Origin of the sequence: Desulfosporosinus acidiphilus SJ4 (assembly GCF_000255115.2) — a bacterium.
In the GTDB taxonomy this organism is placed as follows: Bacteria; Bacillota; Desulfitobacteriia; order Desulfitobacteriales; family Desulfitobacteriaceae; genus Desulfosporosinus; species Desulfosporosinus acidiphilus.
Genome location: NC_018068.1, coordinates 3,711,889 through 3,734,264, shown reverse-complemented (window position 1 = coordinate 3,734,264; position 22,376 = coordinate 3,711,889). Strand labels below are relative to the sequence as shown.

The 22,376-nt window shown below is 42.8% G+C and carries 20 protein-coding genes; 16 read left to right on the top strand and 4 right to left on the bottom strand.

Going from position 1 to position 22,376, the window contains the following annotated elements:
* Positions 1 to 5: 5 nt before the first annotated feature.
* The gene (gene mch / locus DESACI_RS17075; RefSeq protein WP_014828450.1) at positions 6 to 980 is read right to left on the bottom strand and encodes a methenyltetrahydromethanopterin cyclohydrolase; all 975 of its coding nucleotides are present in this window, start codon (positions 978 to 980) and stop codon (positions 6 to 8) included.
* A gap of 760 nt (positions 981 to 1,740) precedes the next feature.
* On the opposite strand from mch, the gene DESACI_RS17070 reads away from it, so the two are divergent.
* From DESACI_RS17070 to DESACI_RS17040, 7 genes are all read left to right on the top strand, one after another.
* Entirely contained in the window at positions 1,741 to 2,877 is a 1,137-nt protein-coding gene (locus DESACI_RS17070; RefSeq protein ID WP_014828449.1) for a BMP family ABC transporter substrate-binding protein, read from the top strand.
* Between the two features lie 82 nt (positions 2,878 to 2,959).
* The gene (locus DESACI_RS17065; RefSeq protein WP_041276121.1) at positions 2,960 to 4,480 is read left to right on the top strand and encodes an ABC transporter ATP-binding protein; all 1,521 of its coding nucleotides are present in this window, start codon (positions 2,960 to 2,962) and stop codon (positions 4,478 to 4,480) included.
* Positions 4,470 to 5,543, top strand: a complete 1,074-nt coding sequence (locus DESACI_RS17060; protein WP_014828447.1) for an ABC transporter permease — start codon at positions 4,470 to 4,472, stop codon at positions 5,541 to 5,543. The genes DESACI_RS17065 and DESACI_RS17060 overlap by 11 nt, the downstream gene beginning before the upstream one ends.
* A 4-nt stretch (positions 5,544 to 5,547) precedes the next feature.
* A complete protein-coding gene (locus DESACI_RS17055; RefSeq protein WP_014828446.1) occupies positions 5,548 to 6,480 on the top strand; it encodes an ABC transporter permease in 933 nt (310 codons plus the stop codon).
* A 381-nt stretch (positions 6,481 to 6,861) separates the two neighbouring features.
* Positions 6,862 to 7,560, top strand: coding sequence for a response regulator transcription factor (locus DESACI_RS17050; protein WP_014828445.1), 699 nt, complete (start codon positions 6,862 to 6,864; stop codon positions 7,558 to 7,560).
* Position 7,561: 1 nt separating this feature from the next.
* Positions 7,562 to 8,956 (top strand): sensor histidine kinase, encoded by a 1,395-nt coding sequence (locus DESACI_RS17045; RefSeq protein WP_014828444.1) that lies wholly within the window; start codon positions 7,562 to 7,564, stop codon positions 8,954 to 8,956.
* Complete coding sequence (locus tag DESACI_RS17040) at positions 8,949 to 10,412, top strand: hypothetical protein (protein WP_014828443.1); 1,464 nt, start codon at positions 8,949 to 8,951, stop codon at positions 10,410 to 10,412. The genes DESACI_RS17045 and DESACI_RS17040 overlap by 8 nt, the downstream gene beginning before the upstream one ends.
* 387 nt (positions 10,413 to 10,799) lie before the next feature.
* Here the strand turns inward: DESACI_RS17040 and DESACI_RS17035 are convergent, their stop codons facing one another.
* On the bottom strand, positions 10,800 to 10,988 hold the full coding sequence (locus tag DESACI_RS17035; RefSeq protein ID WP_014828442.1) for an alpha/beta-type small acid-soluble spore protein: 189 nt from the start codon (positions 10,986 to 10,988) through the stop codon (positions 10,800 to 10,802).
* Positions 10,989 to 11,285: 297 nt separating this feature from the next.
* Here DESACI_RS17035 and DESACI_RS17030 point away from each other — a divergent pair, with 297 nt between their 5' ends.
* Positions 11,286 to 11,897 carry a DUF3786 domain-containing protein gene (locus DESACI_RS17030; RefSeq protein ID WP_014828441.1) on the top strand — a complete coding sequence of 204 codons (612 nt, stop codon included), beginning with the start codon at positions 11,286 to 11,288 and terminating at the stop codon, positions 11,895 to 11,897.
* Between the two features lie 37 nt (positions 11,898 to 11,934).
* Here the strand turns inward: DESACI_RS17030 and mazF are convergent, their stop codons facing one another.
* Positions 11,935 to 12,273, bottom strand: a complete 339-nt coding sequence (gene mazF, locus DESACI_RS17025) for an endoribonuclease MazF (RefSeq protein WP_014828440.1) — start codon at positions 12,271 to 12,273, stop codon at positions 11,935 to 11,937.
* Positions 12,267 to 12,491 (bottom strand): AbrB/MazE/SpoVT family DNA-binding domain-containing protein, encoded by a 225-nt coding sequence (locus tag DESACI_RS17020; protein ID WP_242833077.1) that lies wholly within the window; start codon positions 12,489 to 12,491, stop codon positions 12,267 to 12,269. The genes mazF and DESACI_RS17020 overlap by 7 nt, the downstream gene beginning before the upstream one ends.
* 326 nt (positions 12,492 to 12,817) lie before the next feature.
* Between DESACI_RS17020 and ku the strand changes: the two genes are divergently transcribed.
* From ku to codY, 8 genes are all read left to right on the top strand, one after another.
* Positions 12,818 to 13,705: a non-homologous end joining protein Ku gene (gene ku, locus DESACI_RS17015; RefSeq protein ID WP_014828438.1), complete on the top strand. Its 888-nt coding sequence runs from the start codon at positions 12,818 to 12,820 to the stop codon at positions 13,703 to 13,705.
* Positions 13,706 to 13,828: 123 nt separating this feature from the next.
* The gene (dprA, locus tag DESACI_RS17010) at positions 13,829 to 14,947 is read left to right on the top strand and encodes a DNA-processing protein DprA (RefSeq protein ID WP_014828437.1); all 1,119 of its coding nucleotides are present in this window, start codon (positions 13,829 to 13,831) and stop codon (positions 14,945 to 14,947) included.
* A 204-nt stretch (positions 14,948 to 15,151) separates the two neighbouring features.
* Entirely contained in the window at positions 15,152 to 17,242 is a 2,091-nt protein-coding gene (topA, locus tag DESACI_RS17005; RefSeq protein ID WP_014828436.1) for a type I DNA topoisomerase, read from the top strand.
* Positions 17,243 to 17,272: 30 nt separating this feature from the next.
* On the top strand, positions 17,273 to 18,601 hold the full coding sequence (gene trmFO, locus DESACI_RS17000; protein ID WP_014828435.1) for a methylenetetrahydrofolate--tRNA-(uracil(54)-C(5))-methyltransferase (FADH(2)-oxidizing) TrmFO: 1,329 nt from the start codon (positions 17,273 to 17,275) through the stop codon (positions 18,599 to 18,601).
* Positions 18,595 to 19,506 carry a site-specific tyrosine recombinase/integron integrase gene (gene xerA / locus DESACI_RS16995; protein ID WP_014828434.1) on the top strand — a complete coding sequence of 304 codons (912 nt, stop codon included), beginning with the start codon at positions 18,595 to 18,597 and terminating at the stop codon, positions 19,504 to 19,506. Before trmFO ends, xerA begins: the two co-directional genes overlap by 7 nt.
* Before the next feature lie 87 nt (positions 19,507 to 19,593).
* On the top strand, positions 19,594 to 20,124 hold the full coding sequence (gene hslV, locus DESACI_RS16990; protein ID WP_014828433.1) for an ATP-dependent protease subunit HslV: 531 nt from the start codon (positions 19,594 to 19,596) through the stop codon (positions 20,122 to 20,124).
* Positions 20,125 to 20,141: 17 nt separating this feature from the next.
* On the top strand, positions 20,142 to 21,524 hold the full coding sequence (gene hslU, locus DESACI_RS16985) for an ATP-dependent protease ATPase subunit HslU (RefSeq protein ID WP_014828432.1): 1,383 nt from the start codon (positions 20,142 to 20,144) through the stop codon (positions 21,522 to 21,524).
* 33 nt (positions 21,525 to 21,557) lie between these two features.
* Positions 21,558 to 22,352, top strand: a complete 795-nt coding sequence (codY, locus tag DESACI_RS16980) for a GTP-sensing pleiotropic transcriptional regulator CodY (RefSeq protein ID WP_014828431.1) — start codon at positions 21,558 to 21,560, stop codon at positions 22,350 to 22,352.
* The last annotated feature ends 24 nt before the right edge of the window (positions 22,353 to 22,376 follow it).

The following is a 22,376-nucleotide window of genomic DNA, read 5'->3' as shown; positions in this document are numbered from 1 at the left end:
GTAGTTTACGCTCCTAGACAGAAGGATTTTCGCAAGAGTTCAATATTAATTCTCCCGGCGTGAAAGGAATTACCGCTGGTCATATTGTTAAGCCAGACTTCCGCCGGACTGAAAATAAAGGGATCCAGATTATAAAAATTTCCCTGACATTTTAATACTTCTTCAAAAGCTTGATCATCATCCTGAGATAGATTTGAAGGGACTTGTTGAGCGATGGATTTTAAGTTCTTATCTTCATCCTGAAGGTTGAATAAAACCGTCGAGCCATAAAGAATAGCTGCATTTGTCCTCGCCAGGGCTTGAAGATTGTCTCCCGTTACAGGGGGAACGGGACAAGTGCTCAATCCCGAACTAATCTTTCCTAAATCATAACCTAGCAGCATCAATTTTGACAGTCCCGTTTCCAGGGCTCTGGCGCTCACTTGAACAGAACCTACTAAGGAAGCCGTTGGAGCAACTAGAATATATAAGCTTGTGGGAACGCAGCGGCAACCTTCGATAATTTGACTTATTGCATCATCGGTCGGTAGAGTTTCGCTTTCCAAGCAAATAATTGCAGTTTCGGATTCATCATGGTACCCTAACTTTTCAAAAATGTCACCTTCATGAAGAATAGAACGTATGGGTCCGGAACCCATAACAACTTTATTGCCATTTTTTATGGGCCATCCTGCATATTGAGATGCCAAACAAGCCCTAAGAGGCTGATCAGTTCTAACTTCGACCGATGGCCAATGGAAATTCAAACGATCAGACCAATGCAAATCTACCCTAGCCAGTCCGCCTAAGCATGCCGAAGCGAATAATATTCCTGCCTCCCAACCTCCTGGGACTTGGACACCACAGTCGATAACAGTTACGCCGTGTCGTTTAGCCACACAGGTCCTAAGTTGCCGACTGCGGTTTGCGAGTTGCTCAACGTAAGGAAAGGCTTGGCAATTTGGGCTAAGTTCTGGCAGCTGATTTGAAGGTAATCGCATAACTTCCCCTTTATCAAAAGTTTTAAATGCAAAGAGTTTTTCGAGGTCAAATTAATTTTAAGTATTCCCTATTGATTCCTAAATACATACATATTAAACCGGGTACTCCAGGTAGGAGCTTTTCGGACAATAATATTATATAATTATAAGAATATTGCTTCAAAAAGGGCAAAGCGTTCAAAGAGATTTAGGAAGCTATCAGGGCCTAGACTACTTGAACTATCGACAAAAACCTATTATAATTTACTTGTCAGCTAATCTTCAATGTAGTAGATTAGGTAGCAAAGAAGCTATAATTCTCGGTCATCATCGGGATATATAACTTCTCTTTTTTGTTTATTTGGAAAACTTATGAAGTTGAGTTATTTTTTATATCCGAAAGTACAACCTTTGGTTGTATACTGAAAGAAGAGCCTATTCGTGCGAAGACAGTTTTCAAGCGCTGGCTGAGTTTTATTTACATAATTGTCTTGGTATTTGCTATATAACTTATAATTATTCTTCTATATTAAAAACTTCACAATTTAGTTGACAAATTTGCATACTAACTCAATTTTGGTTGCATTGCCTCGGCATTTTTAGAATAGAAATATAGAAATAAACCATTTAGCGAAGTCTACTGAATTATTCGCAAAAATAAGAAGCAAACACATGGCAATGCAGCTTTGTTTTTGTGAATTTAATTATCAAATCGGGAAGAGGGGATGAAAAACCATCATTTTAAGTGAAAAATTAAAGAAAGATAAGTGGAGGAAAGAGAATGAAATTAACTAAAAAAATCAGTATATCTACGCTAGTTTTTGTCATGATATTGACCCTGTTACTCAGCGGCTGCTCCCAAAGCAGTAAGCCGGCAGCAACTTCGGACCAAGGAAGCAGTCAGTCCGCAACTCAGAAAATTAAAGTTGCCTTTGTTTACGTTGGACCAGTGGGTGACTTTGGTTATACTTATGCACAGGACCAAGGCAGGAAATACCTGGAATCCCACATGAAAAACGTCGAGACAACCTATGTTGAAAACATTCCGGAAACTGCTGACTGTGAACGTACGTTCACAGATCTTGCTCAGAAGGGTTACAATATTATTTTTGGTACCAGCTATGGTTACATGGATTACATGAAAGATGTATCCAAAAAATTCCCCAATGTTGTCTTTGAACATTGCAGTGGTTACAAAACAACAGACAATTTAGGAACATATTTCAATCGTGACTATCAAGCCCGCTATTTAACCGGTATGGTAGCAGGAAAATACACAAAGAGCAATATTCTCGGCTTCCTGGCACCGTTCGGTACCCCTGAAGTCATCCGTAATATCGATGCTTTCACTCTCGGTGCTCAATCAGTAAACCCAAAAGTTCAAGTCAAAGTAGTCTGGACAAATTCCTGGAATGATCCGGCAACAGAGAAAACAGCAGCTAATAGTTTGATTGATGCAGGTGCTGACGTTCTGGCTATGCACGTTGACTCCCCATCCTTCGCTCAAACTGCCCAGGACAGAGGTGTGCTGGCAATCGGCCACGATTCCGATATGTCCAAATTTGCCCCTAATTCTATCCTCGTAGGTGACGTTTCCAATTGGGGCCCATACTTTGTTCAAGTTGTTAAGGATGTTATGAACAAAACCTGGAAGTCAACTCAATACTTTGGCGGAATTAAAGACGGTGGTATTATCGATATAACGCCTTTTAGTTCCAAAGTCGATAAAGATTTCCAAGCAACTGTCATTGCTAAACGACAAGACATTATCGATGGTAAATTTGTTCCCTTCACAGGGCCGGTTTACGATCAAAACGGCAACTTAAAGATTAAAGACGGTGATAAAGCCACAGATGAGATGCTCCTTTCCATCAACTGGTTTGTCAAAGGCGTTGTGGGATCGATTCCCAAATCGTAATCGGTTATAACAGAAGGATGATGTTATCCGCAAACCGGCGAGTCTCTCGCCGGTTTGCGATAATGTTGAAAGGGTGAGAGCGATGGGGAATACACCCATGGTGGAAATGCGCAATATTACGAAAGAGTTCCCGGGTATCTTGGCAAATGATCAAGTTTCTCTAGTTGTTAACCAAGGTGAAATTCACGCTCTGCTTGGTGAGAATGGAGCGGGGAAAAGTACGCTGATGAGCGTACTGACGGGGTTGTACCGGCCCGATGGGGGCGAAATATATATTGAAGGAAAGAATGTTGAATTTTCTTCGCCTAAAGATGCTGTCAATAGGGGCATCGGTATGGTCCATCAGCATTTTAAGCTTGTCCAGCCCTTTACAGTGGCTGAAAATATCATGCTGAGTATTAAAGGTTTGAAACAAATATACAATCTTAAAGAGATCCAAAAGCAAATTATTGAGCAATCGGAGGCTTTTGGACTTTCCATTGACCCCAAGGCGAAAATTTGGCAGCTTTCCGTTGGTGAACAGCAAAGGGTAGAAATTATTAAATTATTGCTTTTAGGGGCTAAATTCTTAATTCTCGATGAACCAACAGCCGTATTGACACCACAGGAAGCCAAGGCGCTCTATAGTACCCTGCAAAAGATGGCCGAAAGCGGCAAATCTATCGTCATTATCTCTCATAAAATGAACGAGGTTATGGAAAATACGGATTCTATCACTGTCCTCCGGGACGGGAGATCTATTGGTACTGTTCAAACGAAAAATACCACTGAAAAAGAACTTGCTAAAATGATGGTTGGCAGAGATATTTCTTCCGCAACCGCTAAGACGTTGTCTTTGAAAACGGATAAGCTTATGACGTTGGCTAATATTTCAGCCTTAGGGGACAATGGCTTATTAAAATTGAAAAATATTTCAATGGATATATATAAAGGAGAAATCCTCGGTATAGCCGGCGTTGACGGTAACGGGCAGAAAGAACTGGCGGAAACGGTGGCAGGCCTGCGTTCTGCAAAGCAAGGAACTATCTCTTTCTGCGGTAAGGACTGTACAAAATCAGGCCGCAAAAAGCGTATTGACCTTGGCATCAGTTATGTACCGGAGGATCGTATGACTACCGGTCTGGTAACGGATCTCAACGCTCATGAAAATGTAGCCCTTAAAAGCTATCGCAAGTATCCCGGTGCTTTTATCTCCTGGGATAAAGTTAAAAACGATTGCGAACAGTTAATTAAAAAATTCGATGTTAGGTTAGCGAGCATGACCAATCCCGTCAAAATGATGTCGGGCGGAAATATCCAGAAACTCCTTTTGGCACGGGAAATTGATTCTGATCCAAAATTGATTATTGCTGTGTATCCCATGCGCGGTCTTGACATCGGTGCCACGGATTATGTGAGACGTTTGCTGATAGGTGAGAGTGAAAAAGGTAAGACCGTGCTCCTTATTTCGGAAGACTTGGAAGATATCCTTTCCATGACGGATCGCATCATGGTAATGCACGAAGGGGAGATCATGGGCGTCGTTAAGCCGAATGAAACATCACGTGAAGAAATAGGTCTGATGATGGCCGGCAAAAGAAAGGTAGATCTTCATGAAGCGTAAAACGATGGGAAATTGGGAGATTAGAAAAACAAATACAAGTTCAGGGGGAAAGAAGGTTGTCATCTCTGTAACTTCCATCATCTTGGGTTTAATCTTTGCAGGTCTTTTTGTGCTGATCACCGGGAAAAACCCCTTGGAGCTTTATAGCGAAATATTCCAATCTTCGGTAGGTTCTATCTATGGCTTAAGTGAAACTATTGTAGAAATGATTCCCCTTGCCTTATGCTCCCTGGGGGTTTCTCTGGCTTTCCGGATGCAATTATGGAATATCGGAGCGGAAGGCCAATTTTACATGGGAGCTTTCGGTGCTACCTATTTCGCTCTCTTTTTTCCGTCTCTGCCTAAACTAGTGCTTCTTCCCTTGATGCTGATCGCAGGGTTTATTTGCGGAGGACTATGGAGCTTAATTCCGGCTTTACCGAAAGCCTTTTGGAATGTTAATGAAACCATCAGCTCACTCTTGCTAAACTATGTTGCTTATCTTTGGATTGCCTATCTTGTATATGGTCCGTGGAAGGATCCGAAAGGAAATAACTTTCCCCTTACCAAACAGTTTTCGGAAAGTGGTACGATTCCTGTTTTTGGAAACACTCGGATCAGTTTTGCTTTTTTCTTGATGCTTATCATCGCGGTTGTCCTGTTTTTCATTCTTAAATATTCCAAATGGGGATATGAGATACGTGTCAGTGGTTCAAGCCGCAAAGCGGCCGATTATGCGGGGATGAGTTATATTAAAAACGTTTTAATGGTTATGTTTTTAAGCGGAGCCATATCGGGAATCGCCGGAATGGCTGAGGTTTCAGGCGTCCTTCACCGCCTCCAACAGACCATTTCTCCGGGTTATGGTTATACGGCCATACTTATAGCCTTGTTGGCGCGTCTAAATCCCATTAGTATTCTCCTTGTATCCTTTTTGATGGGCGGATTGCTGGTAGGGGGTTATAGTTTGCAGACCTCCGGATTCCCTTCCAGTATGGTTTCTATGTTTCAGGGTTCGATTCTATTCTTCGTGCTGGCTGGGGAGATGTTTAATAATTATCGTTTAGTAAGAAAGAAGGCATGATGGTATGGATCTTAACTATTTAATCGCCATCCTTGCTTCCGGGGTCGTTGCCGGCACTCCGATTTTGTATGCTTCTTTGGGTGAGGTTATCACTGAGCGGGCCGGCATTTTGAATCTGGGTGTTGAAGGTATGATGCTCGTGGGGGCAGTAAGTGCTTTTTATGTAGGGACGTTTGCTCAGAATAAATGGCTGGGTTTATTAGTGGCAATCATTGCGGGTGGACTTATGGCTCTGATTCATGCGGTGATAACGATTGTTTTTCGGGCCAATCAAGTGGCGAGCGGCTTAGCTTTAACGATTTTTGGCACGGGCTTATCTGCTTTTCTTGGTCGAACGCTCGTCGGAATTCCACCGACATCTACCTTCAAGGCCGTTGCTGTACCGGTACTTTCTCAAGTTCCCATCATCGGCAAAATTCTCTTTAACCAAGACCTGCTGGTTTACCTAAGCGTAATTCTTGTCATTATACTTTGGTTTATCTTTTATAAGACAAAAGCCGGTCTTCTCCTTAGAGCGGCAGGGGAGAATCCGTCGGCGGTCGATGCCATGGGACATAATATTTTTCTGGTTCGCTATGCGGCAGTGATTATAGGAGGCATGTTTGCCGGTGCCGGGGGAGCCTATCTATCTCTGGCCTATTCTCCTTCCTGGGTTGAAAACATGTCGGCAGGCCGAGGCTGGATTGCTGTAGCCCTGGTTATCTTTGCTGTCTGGGATCCTGTCCGTGCTTTGCTTGGAGCCTGGCTGTTTGGTGTTATCGCTTCACTGGGCTTACATCTTCAAGCTCTTGGAGTGATGATTCCGTCCTATTTTTTGCAGATGCTTCCTTATATTTTTACGTTTATAGTTTTGGTAATTACGACGAGAGAAACAAAAACCAGGCGTTCAGGGACTCCGGCCGCCTTGGGAATTCCTTATTCGCGTGAGGAACGCTGATAGAGATATATTGTTATCGGCTAGGGGTTTTCGGCAAAGCTGTCCACAGGACACTTTCGTCACCGAAGCCCCGATATTCGCCTTTAGCTGAACGAGTTCACTATCGAACTAAGTTAACACTAACGTACTAAACGGATCAGGAGACGAGCTAACAAGAAAGTTTGCTCGTCTCCTTTTTTCTTAATTATTTCGTAAATATTTTTAAGAACTTTGTAAAAAAGAAGGGGACTAAAAAGTGTATTGTATTAATAACCAGATAAAAAGACAAGCATGTGAGAATGACAATGTGGAAAATAAATCCCCAACTGAGAACAATTTGATTTACAATAAAAGAGCAGGCAACAGAAGAACCTGCCAATAGCTGATAAATGGAGTGGTCTGATGAACGAGAAGAAGACGAAAATACTAGTCGTTGAAGATGAAGAATCTATCAGGCGCTTTATTACACTTAACCTATTTGCAGCCGGATATCAGGTTGATGAAGCAATTACCGGTGAAGAAGCTCTCCCCAAACTGAAGACCTTCTGTCCTGAGGTTGTCGTTCTTGATCTCATGCTGCCTGGTATTGGCGGCTTGGAAGTTTGTCAACAGATTCGTGTATCTGCACCGGAAACATTGGTAATTATCCTGACGGCGAAAGGCCAGGATACTGACAAGATTTTAGGCTTGGAACTTGGTGCTGATGATTATATGGTGAAACCATTTAATCCCTTTGAATTAATTGCTCGAATCAAAGCAGTACTTCGAAGGCGGGTTATACCCAAAGAGACAAAACAAGTTATAACCTGTGGTGAACTGTGCTTAGATATCACTTCTAACAAATTTTTCAAACAGGAGATTGAGATTGAACTGACTCCTACAGAATTTTCATTATTAAAAGTATTTATGGAAAACCCAGAGAAGGCGCTTAAGCGCAACGAGATGCTAAATGCTGTCTGGGGAGAAGATTATTTCGGTGATACTAAAACACTGGATGTGCATATCAGGCGTTTGCGGGAGAAAATAGAGGATAATCCTTCACAGCCTGCGTACATTAAGACTGTCTGGGGGTCCGGGTACCGATGGCAGCGGGAGTCTTAAGATGAGTGGGATAAGAGCAAGACTCACGGCCAATTTTATGATGGTCATTATTATTACGGTTTTAATTTTGGAACTGCTTCTTATTTATACTGTTCAGCGCAATTACTATGGTAGTTTGGAAGGAAGTCTTACCAATCAGATCAAAATTTCCGCTGATTTATATGCCAAATATTTTTCTGACACTTCCCTGAAAGAAAATGTCCTTTATAACGTAGATGCCTTCTGGAATCAGAGTAATGCAGAGGTTGAGATTGTTGACAAAGACGGCAATATCGTTATGGATTCCCAGGGGACGATTCCTTCTGAGAAGGCTGTTTTCAGCGATATACATGATGCCTTAACGGGTAAAACCGGGAAATGGATTGGAACCTTAAGCGGACAAAAAGTTATGGCTGTTGCCTACCCTTTAAAGGCCAAAGATCAAATCGTGGGTGCCTTGCGATTTATCAGCTCGTTACGTGCAGTAGATCAAGATATACAAAATACGGCGGTTATTTTCATTGCTATTGGCATTATTGTCATCGTTATAGTGGGGTTAATCAGTATCTTCCTAGCGAATACTATTATAGTGCCGTTGCAAGAAGTGACTGAAGCTGCTCAAGAAATGGCTGCAGGCAACTTTCAAGCGCGGAGTCATAAAACTCATGACGATGAAATTGGCAAGCTTTCAGACACCTTGAATTATATGGCTGATGAAATTGTTAAGAAGGAACAGTTAAAAAATGACTTTATTTCTTCCGTGTCTCATGAACTTCGTACTCCGTTAACCTCAATTTTGGGCTGGGCGATTACCCTGCAAAATGAAAAATTTCAGAAGAAAGAAACTCTCAATGATGGCTTAAGTATTATTGCTAAAGAGAGTGAACGTTTAACACATATGGTGGAAGAACTCCTAGATTTTTCTAAATTTGTGTCGGGGCGAATCAAACTGCAGAATGAGGAAATTGATCTGGGAAATCTCATGGAATATATTCATAAACAGTTGACTCCTAGAGCTGTGCGGGAGAATATTTGCTTCACAGTACAATATCCGGAAAATTTACCAAGGATACTGGCAGATGCCAACCGTTTGAAACAGTTGTTTATTAATATTATAGATAATGCGTTTAACTTTAATTCCCCGGGAGGATGGATTGCTTTTCAAGCTAAAGTTCTGGAAAAAGAATTAGAAATTTCAATTTCTGACAATGGATGCGGAATCCGTGCAGATGAACTGCCAATGGTCAAAGAGAAATTTTATAAAGGGAAGAGCTCTCGTTCTAAAAATGGGATTGGGTTGTCAATTTGTGAGGAGATTGTCAGTCTCATGGGGGGCAAATTAGAAATCGAGAGTGTTGTCAATCAAGGAACAAAGGTTATTGTCACCCTGCCAAAAGGGGTGAACCTGAATGGTTAAACTATTTAAGCTTTTTAAGCTTCTGCTGATGGTGTTTTTGCTTCTCTTGCTTGGTGGATGTACAAAGATGTCTTGGACAACTGCGGGGAAGATTGTTCCGCCAATCAGTAATATATGCCCTCTGGAAGGAAAATGGATTGTGCTCCAAGACTTGAGTGCCGGCGGGCAGAGTGGGAGGAAAGAAGAAAATTGGGTTGGCAACACTGCTCAATTCACCCGTGATGTTGCTATACTTGGAGATTATGTCTGGAACAGTCCTTCCTATAAGATCAAAAAAGTAAATGCTACAAATTATTTGATGACTAAATATCTGATGCTGCCAAGCAGCTTAGTTCCAGATAATAAGATAGTTGAGGTAACCACAGTATCAACGTCTGAGAGTTTTTTAGGAGAATTTATAAGAATTAATGATTCAAAACTAATAGCCTTAGTGCAAAATAAAGTTTTGCTTCTGCAAAAAGTATCGGATCAAGCAGATAATTCGTTAATCGTCATGAATCCTAATGGCCCTAATCTAAAACAATCGAGTAAGTCGGCAATATCTGGCGTGTTATTAGGATTGAAAATTCCTGAAGGTAATGATGAAACTTATCAGACTCTCTGGTTAGCGGCCAGTGCTAAAAAACTTCATCCGGTATTGATGGGACCCAACATTTTTTTCCCCAGGAGTAGTGGGTTCTGGGTGCTACAAGCACAAAAAGTAATCACTGGAGCTTTAAAAGACGATGAATTATCGGCACACGACATTTCGACAAAGATCTTGGAAAACCAATCAAAAACTATGAAAACGAACAAATCGGTTGTTTCCGAGAAAAACCAGCAAAGAATTATCGATTATGTAGGTAATGATTACGTTACCATAGAAAATAAAATTGATGGTGTCGATCAATTGCAAGTATTACCTGTCGACAAAATCTCAGCTCAGGAAGGTGTTAAAATATCTGACTTGCTGGAAAATGGCGGTTCGAACGTTTATAACAATGCTAGAGCGCAAGTCCTTCAAGCCTTAAAAAACGAAGGAATTTTGCCAAAGGATAATGACCGGAGTGGAGAGAATTTTGGACTGGCCCGCAAAAATGGGCATTGGTATCTCCAGGGAAGGGTAAACTATCAATATGAAGGATCCCCCCGTTACATAGACTATAATGTCAATCTGATCCCGCCTGCTAAAATGATTTCCTACGATACTTTGTGTCTGAGCTGGCAAAATATCAAAGACCGAATACCCGATGCAACGGATGCGTTTACTTCACCTAATCGGGACATCGCCTTAATTACAACCAAAACTGAGCTATATGTCTATGGAATAACTAACGACCGGTTAGATCGCGAACCCCTGACTGACCTAAAATTGAAAGAAGGGGAGGCAGTGATTATGTCTGAATGGGCTACCGGATCTTATGTTGATAATTGGGAGAAGGCTTTCCTGGCATATGGAGCTCAAAGATTTAACTAAACTTGACGTGATAATTAAAACGACATTGGCCATTGGCAGAAACTAAAATGGGAAGGTATAAAAGAGATGAGTTTTGATTTTTTTCTTACGGCCTCAGTCTTTTCAGTTTTAGGTTATGGTTTATGTTATATTACTATGGCTCATAAAAAAGAAATTAGTAAAGAATAACCTTTAGCTTAGTTAGCCGGAAATCCTAAAGGGATATCTGGCTAATTCTGTTGCTATACTATCGGAAATCCAAGCAGAGCAGTATCTCTTGGCAGGCCTCAAGAAAAACGTACCAAAGCTTTTCTAGCGGGAAAATCATTGGAGCTGATTCAGAAATGCGAAGAACCGAGCAATTGCTCGGTTCTTGACAAGTCGCTATTTTTAAAAATAGCTTGGAGATTAAGTTGTTGTTTTATTCCCAGGAAGGTTACGCTCGGCCAATTCAATAGCCATTTTCACCATATTCCCACAGTCCCTTGAAGAAACTCCTCCGAAACCTTCTTGGTGAAGGGTTCCAGCAAAACCTAACTCTTGAGCGATTTGCTCTTTTAACTGATAAGACATCATGCTCTTGCGTCGTCTTGACATGTGGAATCCTCCCTTCATGTGGTAGTTTCAACATCTATTTGACGAAAGCATTGATAGTATATGATTTTACAGCCATGATATGTATTTATAAACTTTAATTCTATTGGCTAATTTGGCAAAAAGTGATGGCATTTATATGGTATTTAAATAAAAAGAAGATATAATTAAATAAGCAAATTTTACTATTTTTGGAACATGTATTGATGACTACCATAATGATTAGGTAATTTAAGTACGAAAAGTTATCCGGAAAACAGACAACTATTGGTAAGCGTTGGAGAAAGAAGGAGCAGGAGTATGGTTAATTATTCGGCAGCTCAGCAATTGGCGCTGGAAAAGTTTAGAGCAAGCTCTATTGAAGAGATCGCTCACTATTCTGGTTATCCTCGTGGTGACAACACTCTTTTTATTCCTTTTTTAGGGGAGCAATACACTCTGGACTATCCAAGCGCAATTTTCAAGTCCGTTGATAGTTCATCCCGGAAAGAATTGCCTGTACCCACTCAAATATTAATCCTGCATTATCTGACAAATATTTCTGAGGATAAAGAAACAGGTTCTTTGATATCGTTCAAAGAGTTGCCAGGAGGAAATATCTACATTCAGCCCTTTACTCACAGGGCCATCGATCCACTGGTCAGATCTTTCGGTGTTAATCCGGATAAACTGCAAGAAGTGGTCAGCCATTTAGGAGGAAATACAAATGGACATGGAGATGTGGGAATGACCCTTAGAGTTTTTCCACGTGTGCCGGTTGCATTAATTCTCTGGAGGGAAGATGATGAATTTCCGGCTTCGGGAACTATTCTCTTTGATTCTTCGGCACCTTCGATTTTACCAACAGAAGATTACGCTGTACTGGCCAGCACTGTTGTTTGGAGACTAAAAGAGATAAGTGCTAGTTTGTGAACGTGATTTTAGCGGGAAGTTGCTTTAATGAAGGAACTTACTTTATAATTGCTTCTAGTTTAAGAATAACCTCTTCCATGATTTCCTCTGCCACTTTGCATATGAAACTGGCATTTCTGCTTCGCCAATCCAGGGATTTAATTTGGTCGGCCAAGACAACACCTCTGATTTCCAATTTCTCCGGAAGTTTAACTTCAAATGGGAAGCCCTTCACCCGGCTTGTAATTGGGCAAAATATACCCATCCCTGTCTTGCTGTTATATTCTTTTGCAGATAAAACTAAAGCCGGTCTAGTTCCTTGCTGCTCATGCCCGAGCTGTGGATTTAACTGAATCCATACTATGTCACCGCGTTCTGGAACGTACTGGCTCACCATATCTCTTCTCCCACGGGTTCTCCCCAATCGATCTCTTCCGGCTCGTATTCATCTGGAATTTGGGCAAGTAATTCTTTTAAGTCGAATTTTTTTCGGGTAATTATGATCCTTTCGCCATCAAGTTCAACGTCAATGGGGGTTCCGTCAGTGATTTTTATTGAATTAGCCATTGAAGCAGGAATTCTTATGCCAATGCTATTTCCCCATTTTCGTGCCATTGCTTCCATAATATCACCGCTATTTCATTAAAACGTTTATACAAAGTATACACATTCTCGTGATATTAATCAAGTTCATACCTTCGGATCAGGCAGCTTCGCCCACATCGTTCACTCAGCATTCCGAGGCTCGCTCACTTGCTAAATTCCCACTAATAACAGTGACAGCACCATTACTATCAATTTACTTGAAACTTTGCTCGATTTAGAGCAGAGTTTTTGTTTTTATTCCTGCTGATGCCAGGTATGTTTTGTTGTGTGAGTAAGATTATTATATTGCATTAATCTATCCTTTGCGGTTCACACTATGTTGAGGAGGTGACTTTATGCATACTTTATGGAAAGGTTCGATCAGCTTTGGTTTGGTAAATGTTCCTGTTAAGATGCACACAGCCACGGAATCTCAGGAATTCAAATTTAATTATTTGCATAAAGATTGTCAGCATCGCATCCGATCAATTAAGAAATGCCCTAACTGTGAGAAGGAAGTTGAAATGGCTGACTTAGTCAAGGGATTCGAATATGAAAAGGATCGTTATGTGATTCTCGAGGACGAAGAACTGGCTGCCTTAGAACAACCCACGAGCCGTTCTATTGAAATTCTTGACTTCATTAATTTAAGTGAAATCGATCCGATATATTACGATAAATCATATTACTTATCCCCGGAAGAGGCAGCTCAGAAAGCCTATCGTTTGTTGTGCCAAGCCATGGTGGAAAGTGGGAAGGTTGCTTTAGCCCGCGTTACCATGCGATCTAAACAACACTTAGCTTGTCTGCGAGTTTTTGAAGAGGGGTTGGTCCTTGAGACGATGCACTATCCTCAAGAAATTCGGCATATGGATGCAACTTGGGGCAGAATTGTCCCGACAGAGACGGAATTAAGCATGGCCCGACAACTGATTGATAATTTAGCCCGGCCTTTTGAACCGGAAAAATACAGGGACGAAGTCCATGAACAAGTGGCCGAGATGATTGAAAGCAAGATAACTGGAGAAAGCTTTAAAGTAGAAAGTCCAGTGAAAGGTGGCCAAGTAGTTGATTTAATGGAAGCCCTGCGGGCCAGTATTGCTTTAACTGAGCAAGAAAAGGAGAAAATAGAAACCAATCCTGATGTGGATAATCAGGAGGCTGCCTCTCAATCGGAAGAAAGAAAGCCAAAATCCACCTTAACCCCGAGGAAACGAACAGCACGACGTGCCAAAGGAGCTTAGGCGGATTAGTCGAGTATCTCCGAATTCTTTCATTATTTTACTTGATATCTGAAAAATCAACATGTTTCCACGCAGGAGATGCGTCCTTAAGCCCCGAAATGGTGGGCAAAGGAGGTACTTGGAGTGGAGATTGATATTGATAAAGAAAAACTCTTTCGGGCAGCATTCCGTACCCTAAAAGGTGTAGGAAGTCAACATTTGCGGCTGCTTATTGCCTGCTTTGGAAGCGCCAGTCAAGCGTGGGATGCTGCCGATAATGACTATCTAAAAATAAAACCTCAAGGTCAATGGATTATTGAAGTTCTTAAGCAGCGAAAACGAATCGATCCCTGGAAAATTGGAGCTGATCTAAGGGAACAGGGCATTAAAGTGATCATTCCCCTGGACCCTCATTATCCCCCCTCATTACTAGAAATACCGGACCCTCCGCCTATCTTATATTATCGCGGAAGTCTTGACTCCAATTCGGAAGCGTTGGCAATCGTCGGCTCAAGACGGGCAAGCGCCTACGGAAAATCTGCTGCGCGTATGCTGGCTCATGAAGCGTCAGCCCAAGGGATTACTGTCGTCAGCGGACTAGCTCGCGGTATTGATACGGCTGCTCATCATGGAGCTCTCGAAGGTAATGGGATAACCTGGGCGTTTTTGGGATGTGGCTTAGACCAAATCTATCCTCGGGAAAATAATCTTTTAGCTGAAAATATCCTGGTTAAAGGTGCACTAATCAGCGAATTCCCTCCTGGGACACCGCCGCTGGCAGCTAATTTTCCTGCGCGGAATCGGTTGATCAGCGGAGCTTCGTGCGGGGTCGTGGTGGTGGAAGCAGCCGAACGGAGCGGTGCAATGATTACAGTTGATTTCGCCTTAGAACAAGGGCGCGACGTTTTTGCTGTCCCCGGCCCTATCTTCAGTCCCTTAAGTCGCGGCCCTCATAATCTTTTGCGGCAAGGAGCAAAAATCGCCGCAGGATTCGAAGATATCTGGAATGAATGTTCCTTTTCCGGGAAACCTCAAGAGAGTTCATTTAACCATCGCCAGATGGACCTTAACATAATTCCTGAGAATGATGAGCAAAGAGCTGTTCTAGAGCAACTCAGTGATATTCCTCTTCATATTGACCAGCTTGCTTTACAATCTACCTTGCCGGCTGCTTCACTTTCTTTAGCCTTATTGGAATTGCAATTACAGGGGAAAGTCAAACAATTACCCGGACAAAATTATGTATTAGATCATGAACGCTAGACATACGGTTAAAAAGGCGTTAAGATAGGCATTAGTTTTACCAATGTTTAAAATTAATTCTTCAATATCTGAAGTGTCGGTTCTTTAGTTAGAAATTTCTGTATTAATAGTTATTTAATAAATTCGCAAATAGAAATGAATTAAGTCTTATATCGTTGGAAGACAAAATCTAAAAGGGTCTTAAGTTTATTTTGAGGTGAAGTTATGTCGAAAACACTCGTAATAGTAGAATCTCCAGCCAAAGCTAAATCAATCAGCAAATTTTTAGGAAATCGTTATACCGTAAAAGCCTCCATGGGGCATTTGCGGGATCTGCCTAAAAGTCAGTTAGGAGTCGATTTAGAGAATGACTTTGAGCCAAAATATATTGCAATTCGCGGCCGCGGGGATTTGATCAAGGATTTGCGCTCGGCTGCTAAAGGAGCCGATAAAATCTTCCTGGCCTCTGACCCGGATCGTGAAGGGGAAGCCATTGCCTGGCATCTTTCCTATCTTTTAGGGCTTAAACAAGGGGACAAAAATCGTATCGAATTTCATGAAATTACCAAATCGGCAATTCAAGCTGCAATTAAACAGCCTCGTGAACTTGATATGGACCGGGTGGATGCCCAACAGGCTCGCCGGGTTTTAGACAGATTAGTCGGTTACCAGTTAAGCCCGCTGCTCTGGCGAAAAATCAAGAAGGGTTTGAGTGCTGGCCGGGTTCAATCTGTGGCAGTGCGTCTCGTTGATGATCGTGAAGAACAAATTCGCTCGTTTGTATCTGAAGAATACTGGAGTTTAACCGCAAATCTCGAGTCTAAGGGCGGTAAGTTCACAGCAAAATTATTAAAAAATGATGATAAAAAGATATCCATTTCCTCCAAATCAGAAATGGAAGTCATATTAAATGATCTCCAAGGCAAAGAATTTAACGTAACAGACGTTCGTGCCAAAGAAAAGAAAAAGCAGCCTGCCCCTCCGTTTACAACGAGCAGCTTACAGCAAGAAGCCCATAGGAAATTGAGCTTTTCACCGAAACGTACCATGATGTTAGCCCAGCAGCTTTATGAGGGCCTTGACTTAGGGGAAGAAGGTACCGTCGGTCTTATTACTTACATGCGTACTGACTCTGTTAAAGTGGCCGAAGTTGCTCAAGCAGAAGCGAAAGAGTGGATTATATCTCACTACGGAAATGACTATTATCCCCCGGAACCTCGCCAGTTTGCCAATAAGGGCCGATCACAAGAGGCCCATGAGGCCATTCGGCCCACAGTTCCGTTACGGACTCCGGACTCATTGAAGGGGATTTTAACACGCGATCAATTACGCTTGTATCGTTTAATATGGGAACGGTTTATTGCCAGTCAAATGAGTTCAGCAGTTACGGATACTTTAACGGTTGACATCGTTGCCGGATCTGCCCTTTTTCGTGCTAACACTTCGACAATACGTTTTGCTGGCTTTTTAGCGGTGTACGAAGAGGGCAAAGACGAGGGGGACGTTCAGGATGATGAGCAAAATTCCCTGACCTTTGACCTTTCTGTTGGCGAACCTCTTAAACTTATTCAACTATCGGAGAAACAACATTTCACAGAACCTCCGCCGCGTTATACCGAGGCTTCCTTGGTGCGAAAATTAGAAGAAGAAGGTATCGGGAGGCCGAGCACCTACGCGCCAACCATTGAGACCATCCAGACAAGGGGTTACGTCGTCAAAGAAGAAAAACAATTAATTCCGACAGAGTTAGGAGATATTGTTATAGCCCTACTTAAAGAACATTTCCCCGATATCGTCAACCTGGAGTTCACGGCGAATTTGGAGGGAAAACTCGATCTTGTGGAAGAAGGCAGGGTTCCCTGGAAGTCTGTTATAAACGAATATTATCAGCCGTTTTCCGAAGCTTTGGCCCTGGCTGAAGAACGAATCGGTAAAGTTAAAATAGAGGATCAGGTCTCCGAAGAACTTTGTGAGAGCTGCGGGCGGAATATGGTTGTCAAAATGGGGAGATACGGAAAATTTTTGGCTTGCCCGGGATTTCCGGACTGCCGAAACACAAAGCCGCTTTTGGAACAAGTGGGGGCCAATTGCCCTAAGTGCGGCAAACCGCTGGTCCTTCGCCGTTCGAAGAAGGGACGTAAATTTTATGGCTGCAGTGCTTATCCGGAGTGTGATTTTGTTTCTTGGGAAATGCCGGCCCCTGAACCTTGCCCCGAATGCCAGCAGATGATGGTCATAAAGTCGTCTAAGCGGCAGAAAAAACATGTTTGTACCAACCCAGAGTGTCGATTTACCAAGGTGATTGAAGAAGAGTAAGGCATCCGTAGGATAGGAGAGTTTAAAATCATGCATAAAATTACCGTCATCGGTGCGGGACTGGCAGGCTCTGAAGCTGCCTGGCAGTTGGCCAAACGGGGTGTGAATGTTGATTTATATGAAATGAGGCCCTCGAAATTCTCCCCGGCTCACCATAGCGAAGGGTTTGCTGAATTGGTCTGCAGTAATTCCTTGCGTGCAGCAGGCTTAGAGAATGCTGTGGGTTTATTAAAAGAAGAAATGCGGCGGTTGGATTCATTAATCATGAAGGCCGCTGATCAAACCATGGTGCCGGCCGGAGGCGCCTTAGCCGTTGACCGTGACTTGTTTTCCCAAGAGATTACCCAGCGATTAACAGACCATCCCAATGTTACTGTTCATAGGGAAGAAGTACACTCCTTACCCGAGGATACAACGGTCATTGTGGCAAGTGGTCCGCTTACCGCGGAGGATTTAGCCAAGGATATTTTACGTTTTACCGGAGAAAAGGCTCTCTCCTTTTATGATGCCGCAGCACCTATTGTTACGTATGAGTCTATCGATTTGAGCAAGGCTTTTTGGGCCTCAAGATACGATAAAGGTGAAGCGGACTATCTAAACTGTCCTATGTCTCAGGAAGAATATGAAGTCTTTTATCAAGAACTGATCAAGGCCGAAATGGCTGAAGTTAAAGGCTTTGAGGAAGGCGATGTCTTTGAAGGCTGTCTGCCCATCGAAGTGATGGCTAAGCGTGGTATCCAGACGTTAACCTTTGGTCCGCTCAAGCCCGTCGGTCTTCAAGATTCTCGAACCGGGAAAAAGCCCTTTGCAGTCGTTCAGCTTCGTAAAGAGAATCAGACAGGAACGCTGCTGAATCTGGTAGGATTTCAAACCCATTTAAAATGGGGTGAGCAAAAAAGGGTGTTTTCTTTAATACCGGGTTTGGAACGAGCTGAGTTTGCGCGATTTGGCGTAATGCACCGCAACACGTTTTTGAATGCCCCCAAAGTGCTTAAGGCAGACTTTAGCCTCAAGGGCAGAGAGTCGCTTTTTTTTGCCGGGCAAATTACCGGCGTAGAAGGGTATGTGGAGTCTGCGGCGAGTGGTCTCCTGGCAGGCCTAAATGCCTGGCGCCGCCTCCATCAGATGGAGACTTTGGTTTTCCCCCCGGAAACAGCTTTGGGGGGGTTAGCGCGGCATTTAGAGGGGTCACCCAGTCAGAGCTTCCAGCCAATGAATGTTAACTTTGGTTTATTGCCGCCGCTGACGGAGAGAATACGAAATAAACGTGAAAAGAACAGCAGAATTTCTCAGCGGGCACTGGAGGCTTTAAGCATATTTTGCTCTCGTGAAAATTTAGAGGAGGTAAGCAGGTGTTAGCCGATGAGGCCTTAAGTCTGTTTGCGGGTTATCAATATTCTCTTAATCGCTCAGAACATACGGTCATAGCTTATCAAAACGACCTGGGGCAATTTTTTCGTTTTGCGGCTCAGGAGGTTGGGCAAGAACCAGAAAGCCTTACTGTCCAGCAAATCGATGTTTATATTGTCCGCAGTTTTTTAGGAATACTGACAGATCAGGGATTAACACGCAAAAGTATGGCTCGTAAACTTGCTGCCCTAAGATCACTCTTTAAGTTTTTATGCCGGGAAGGGATTCTGTCAGTGAATCCAGTACAACGAATTGCCAGCCCCAAAATAGGAAAAAAACTCCCGCATTTTCTCTATCTCGATCAAGTTGAAGGATTGCTGCGGGCTTCTGACTGTTCAAAGCTTCTGGGCGCACGGGATCAAGTCATTATGGAACTACTTTATGGTTCCGGACTTCGAGTCAGTGAGCTTGTCGGTTTAAATAGAGATAGTCTTGATTTGGAGGGCGGTCTGATCCGAGTTTTAGGAAAAGGAAATAAAGAAAGAGTAGTGCCGATCACAAATTATGCGCGGCGAGCCATTGAAAACTATCTGAAGATGCGCAGCGATGAAAATGGTGCCTTATTGTTAAATTATCAGGGAACTCGTTTAACGGATCGTTCTGTCCGCCGTATTTTGGATAAACTAGTGAACAGAGTCTCCTTGGAACAACATGTCCACCCGCATATGCTCCGCCACTCCTTTGCCACCCATCTTTTAGATGGAGGAGCAGATTTGAGAAGTGTGCAGGAATTGCTGGGGCATCAGAAATTATCCTCAACTCAGATTTATACTCATTTGACTCGGGAACGCTTAAAAGACGTTTATGGCAAGGCTCATCCTCGAGCAAAAACGGTTATTGACCCATTAAAATAATAAATTTTCACAAAAAGTTGCAAATTGTCTACAATTGACTTGACATGGAGAAAATGCCCTAGTAAACTGCATAAAGGAGGATTAATCATGTTTCATGCAACAACAATTGTCGCAGTAAAGAGAGGGGAACAAGTTGCCATTGCCGGAGATGGGCAAGTGACTTTTGGACAGGCCACTGTGATGAAACATAAGGCCCGGAAAGTTCGCCGCTTATTTCACGGTAAGGTAATTACCGGCTTCGCTGGATCTGTAGCGGACGCCTTTACACTTTTTGATAAATTCGAACAAAAACTCGAAGAATATCATGGCAATCTGCAGCGCGCAGCTGTTGAGCTGGCCAAGGAATGGCGCACCGATAAAATGCTCAGGAATCTCGAGGCTTTGCTTCTTGTGGCTGATAGCCAAAATCTCTTAATTGTCTCGGGATCCGGTGAAGTGATTGAGCCCGACGATGGTATTGCCGCCATCGGTTCGGGAGGAAACTATGCTTTAGCTGCTGCCCGTGCCTTAGTTAATCATACAAATCTGTCACCGACGGAAATTGTCAAAGAAGCAATGCTTGTAGCTGCCGGGATTTGTGTTTATACCAATGAACAAATTCATGTAGAAGAGTTATAGGGGGTGACACTGATATTATGGAAAGCTTAACTCCTCGAGAAATTGTCCGTGAATTGGATTCATATATTGTAGGACAAGATGCAGGTAAACGGGCTGTTGCCATTGCTTTGCGCAACCGCTATCGACGTTCTTTGCTGCCGGAAAAATTGCAGGATGATATCATCCCTAAAAACATTCTGATGATTGGTCCTACAGGTGTAGGTAAAACTGAAATTGCCAGGCGCTTGGCCAAGCTGGTTCGTGCTCCTTTCATTAAGGTTGAGGCGACAAAGTTTACGGAAGTAGGCTATGTTGGCCGGGATGTAGAGTCTATTGTTCGTGACATCGTTGAAATCGCCCTGCGCATGGTCAAAGCGGAACGTGCTGAAATAGTTCAGACACAGGCTGCCGTCAATGCTGAAAAGCGATTAATCGAATTATTAGTGCCCATCAAACATTCTGAGAAATCCTCAGCCAATCCCTTTCAGATGCTTTTCGGTCAATCCTCTGAAACAGAGAAGGAGGAAACCGTAACTCCTGAGATTGAAAAAGAGCGGGCGTTGGTTGTGGAAAGTCTGCGGCGCGGTGAACTGGAAGAGAAAGTTATTGAAATTTCCGTTGAAGAGACAGCTCCTCTATCAGATATGTTAGGCAACAATATGATGGAAATGGGTATGAATATTCAGGATATGGTGTCAGGAATCTTGCCCAAACGACATAAAAAGAGAAAAGTAAGCGTTAAAGAGGCCCGCAAGATTTTACTGAACGAAGAAGTTCAAAACTTGATTGATCACGATGAGGCCGTTAACGAAGCTATTCATAGAACAGAACATGAGGGCATTGTATTCTTGGATGAAATAGATAAGATCGCTGGGCGAGAAGGGGCTGGAGGACCTGATGTGTCAAGGGGAGGAGTACAGCGAGATATTCTCCCTATTGTTGAGGGCTCTACGGTTGTTACGAAATATGGCCCGGTCAAAACAGATCATATTCTCTTCATTGCAGCTGGGGCATTCCACCTTTGTAAACCTTCTGACCTTATTCCCGAACTTCAAGGAAGGTTTCCTATTCGTGTTGAATTAGAATCCTTGAGTGTTGCGGATTTCAAACGAATACTTACCGAACCTCAATCATCCCTAATTAAGCAATATAGTGCCTTACTAGGGACAGAAGGGATAAAGGTTGATTTCACAGAGAATGCTATTGAGGAACTAGCAGAAGTTGCCTATAAGGTAAACTCTACCACTGAAAATATTGGCGCTAGACGTCTTCATACAATTATTGAAAAGGTATTGGAAGAATTGTCCTTCGAAGCGTCTGAACTTCCTGAAGATTATACCGTAACCATCAATAGGGAATATGTTCAGCACCGTTTGGGTAATGTAATTCAAAACCAAGATTTAGCGCGGTATATTTTATAACTAATTCGAAGCAATTTAAGGAGGAAAAAACATATGGAAAGTACATTACTGGAAAAAACAAGGGCTATCAATAAATTAATTCAACGTGCTGCCGGAAACCCTGTTGACTTTGAGGAAATGGCAAAGGTGCTTCGCCAGGCAATTATCGCCAATTGTTATATTGTGGGACGGCGGGGAAAAATCTTAGGTTATAGCTTTATGAACCACTTCGTTTGTGGAACCATGGACGAAATCGTCATGCATTCCGAGCGTTTTCCGGAAAGTTATAATGAAGGTCTTATGAAAATAAACGAGACTAAGACGAACACTACCCAAGTTGCCAATGGCTGCATTTTCGACAACGATACACCTTGTCATTTTAACAATAAGGTGACAACTGTCGTTCCAATTTTAGGCGGCGGCGAACGGGTAGGGACGCTTGTTTTGGCAAAATATGATGAGGAATTTAGAGAAGAAGATCTTGTTCTGGCCGAATATGGTGCTACAGTTGTAGGGATGGAAATCTTGCGGGTAAAAGCTGAACGTGCAGAAGAAGAAGCCCGTAAAAAAGCTGCCGTTCAAATCGCAGTTGGTACTCTATCCTACTCCGAGCTCGAAGCTGTTGAGCATATCTTTGCTGAATTAGGCGGCGGAGAAGGTCTTTTAGTCGCCAGCAAAATTGCGGATCGAGTTGGGATCACCCGTTCTGTCATTGTCAACGCCCTCCGCAAATTTGAATCCGCAGGTGTTATTGAGTCAAAGTCTTTGGGAATGAAGGGAACTTACATCCGGGTTCTCAACGATTATCTCTTAGATGAACTGGATAAGCATATCAAGCATACAAAATAGGGGAACGTACCGGAGGTGGTTTTC